The sequence below is a fragment of the Halobacillus sp. genome, assembly GCF_049282395.1.
Taxonomy (GTDB): domain Bacteria; phylum Bacillota; class Bacilli; order Bacillales; family Halobacillaceae; genus Halobacillus.
Genome location: NZ_JBAPTY010000341.1, coordinates 1 through 3,109 on the forward strand (window position 1 = coordinate 1; position 3,109 = coordinate 3,109).

A 3,109-nucleotide genomic window follows, 5' to 3' on the forward strand; every position below is an offset into this window, starting at 1 on the left:
TCTACTTCTGGAGCGGAAATAACAATTCGGCCATTGGTTTAACCAAACGATGTGTAAAGGCCTTCATAGTTCCCGCTCCTCTCCTGTTATTAGCTACTCATCATTGTATCATATGCTGTCAGGGAAGTAACGTTTCTTCACTGTATAGGTACGTTTACTTGAAAGCTTGGTTGTTCGCTGGGAACATCTTTCCCTTTTTTATCAATAAGCGGGTAGAATAACAGGGTGAGATCCTCGGTCTTTTCGTGTACATCAAAATCTTCCACCTGTACATATTGAAAAGTAGAAAATGTTCCCTTTACCGTTCCTGTTGTCTTTCCACTAAAGTTTGTCCCGTTCGTATCTACAACTTTAACCAAAAACTGAACAGCCCCGTCTTCTTTCTTCCACTTATAATCCTTCTTTTGTGCCAGATCTAATTTTCCATATGAAATTCCCAAATAAAGTTTTCCTGTATCCAGACCATGATACAACGGCGTAACCTGGACACCTGAACCTTCAATCTCGAGAGGCGACGAAGTCAGAGAAACAGGACGTCTTTCAGGGGAAGCAGTCACGGGATATGCCTGCCCCTGCGCAAGCTGGTTGAAATCTTTGTTGATCTGAAAAAAAATAATAACGATCAGCAGAACAGCCAGAAAACCATACAGTGTCCAACGAAGTGCTTTCATCGCTTCCACCTCTCGCATCCGATATAATGAATCTTTAGAATATTATACCAGATTTTTTACAGACGTCCGCGTAACAATTCCAAGATAGTAAAAAAGACTGTCTCCGCGGGCTTTAGTAAGTCCCTACATCGACAGTCTTCGCTATTATAAGTATTTCTTCTGTATTTTTTTACCGCTGTAGCTGAACACTACATCTCTATGTTCTACTCTTGTTTCTAAATGGACCGGACGTCCCCACAATTGATACACATAAGGGATCGTTTTCTCTAAATAACTCACATCCAGTTCAACCTCTTCATAATGATGCTTTAAATATAGCTCTCCGCTTTTTATATAATCTCCGTCCTGAACCGTAATGTAAGGGAAACCTCCATTGACTCTCATTGTAACCAGCTGATCTCTTACCGCCTCATGGTCCTTATCCGTAATTTTATATTTCTGTCCTTGCTTTTGAAATAAGTATAAATCTTCCTGACGCACAAGTTCCTTGGTCAAATAGTTCCGAATGAAGCTTTGGTCCGATTCGATTTCACGAACTTCAAACATCTTTTCTCTGCCGGAATTCTCCTGGATTCCATGCTTTTTCATTTCTTCCGTCGGGTTATCGTACCTGTACTCAATATCTTCAAATATTTTCAATCCTAAGTAATAAGGATTGAGCTGAGTTTTTGAAGGCTGCACGACGCTCGCATTCAGCTTGGCAAAGTCGATCACTTCGTCACTGGTCAAATCCATCTCTCTCAAAATTCTGGCATGCCAATAAGAAGCCCAGCCTTCGTTCATGATTTTCGTTTCCAGCTGCGGCCAGAAGTAAAGCATCTCTTCTCTCATCATCGTTAAGATGTCGCGCTGCCAGTCCTCAAGTTCGCGGCTGTATTGTTCAATAAACAAGAGCAAGTCCTTTTCAGGTCTTGGCGGGAATTTCTTTTTCTTACGGAACATGGACTGATCTTCTGAAGAGGACTCATCAATCTTCCAAATATCATCGTATGGAGTGGATATGGATTTCTCCACACTTTCTTCATCTTCATCCATCGTCCAGGCCAATTTGGGCCGTACAATCGATGGATCGATATGCTCCTGTATCGCAAGTACAGCGTCTAAGAAAGATTCCACCTCTGCTTTACCGTATAATTTATCATAAGAAGCAATTCGTTCAGCCGTCGCCGCCATGCTTTCTACCATATCCCGCTTTGTATTCTGGAAGCGCGCATTATTTTTGAAAAAGTCACAATGGGCAAGTACATGAGCCACAATCAGTTTATTTTGAATCAAGCTATTGGAGTTCAGTAAAAAGGCGTAACAAGGATTTGAATTTATCACCAGTTCATAAATTTTACTTAAACCGAGATCATACTGTATCTTCATTTTGTAATACTGTTTTCCAAAGCTCCAGTGAGAAAAGCGCGTAGGCATTCCATACGCTCCAAAGGTATAAATGATATCATCAGGACAAACCTCATAACGCATCGGATAAAAGTCAAGACCGAATCCCTTGGCAATCTCCGTAATTTCCTTGATCGCATTGTGCAATTGTTTCTGGTCCTCTGGTTTCAAAGGGCCCCTCCTCCTTTGATTTCACTTATCTTACTATATGAGAAGGAGCGAGAGAACATGAAAGATTGATGCTTCTAATCTTTCATTGGGGACTAGAGGATTTTAGCCATAGCATACTCATCTACCCATTGATGGTTTACATATAACGAATCACGTTTGACCCCTTCTTTTATAAAACCAGCTTTCTTATACAACTGGATGGCCGGCTCATTATGTACCATTACAGTCAACTCCATACGGTGAACTTGATTCTTCCGCGCCCATTCTTCCACTTTACTGAATAATTGAGAAGCGATCCCCTGTCCCTGATACATCTTCAGGACACCTGTAACAATCTGAACCGTGTGCCGATTTCGCTCTGCGCGCCCGCCAATACACATAAGATGCCCAATCAGTTCCCCGGCGTTTTCAGCAGCTAGTATAACTGCATTCTCCTGATCCTGGACGCTTTCGAGCATATTTTCTGCCTGATCCACACTCATCTGGCGTTCCCCAGCCCCATATAAAAGAAAATCAGTTTCCGCTTCCAGTTGTTCTCCTAACTTAACGTAAGCTTCAGCCATTATTGGTGTAAGTGTAATGATTCTCATGACAAGCGCCTCCTTTATACTTTAGCTCTAATAAACCTCCAAGTTGATTTTACAGGTAAGCTCCCGTTTGTTGAAGACTCAGTTTCGAGATAGTTGGGGGTCCGTTACTCTATGTGGAAGAGGGCTGGTGGGGAAATAACTCGTCTTGTTCCATCACCCAGACACTCGAGACATAAGCCGTTCATCAACGGACAAGACCACCGTCCTTTTGATGCTCGGCTTATGCTGTTCGTGTCTTTCGGGGTAATTCCACATTTGAACACTTTCCTATGGCCCTACACGACGTAGGGT

General features: G+C 42.3%; 3 protein-coding genes. All 3 read right to left on the minus strand.

The features are described 5' to 3' along the window. Positions 1-137: 137 nt before the first annotated feature. Positions 138-671: a hypothetical protein gene (locus WAM07_RS14575; RefSeq protein ID WP_422167985.1), complete on the minus strand. Its 534-nt coding sequence runs from the start codon at positions 669-671 to the stop codon at positions 138-140. Positions 672-815: 144 nt separating this feature from the next. After that, positions 816-2,228, minus strand: a complete 1,413-nt coding sequence (locus WAM07_RS14580; RefSeq protein WP_422167987.1) for a SpoVR family protein — start codon at positions 2,226-2,228, stop codon at positions 816-818. Between the two features lie 92 nt (positions 2,229-2,320). Further along, complete coding sequence (locus tag WAM07_RS14585) at positions 2,321-2,818, minus strand: GNAT family N-acetyltransferase (protein WP_422167989.1); 498 nt, start codon at positions 2,816-2,818, stop codon at positions 2,321-2,323. Positions 2,819-3,109: the final 291 nt, after the last annotated feature.

Bases quoted from the DNA above. Each gene is read 5' to 3' on its own strand.
- WAM07_RS14585 (WP_422167989.1), bottom strand. From the start codon at position 2,818: ATGAGAATCATTACACTTACACCAATAATGGCTGAAGCTTACGTTAAG.
- WAM07_RS14575 (WP_422167985.1), bottom strand. From the start codon at position 671: ATGAAAGCACTTCGTTGGACACTGTATGGTTTTCTGGCTGTTCTGCTG.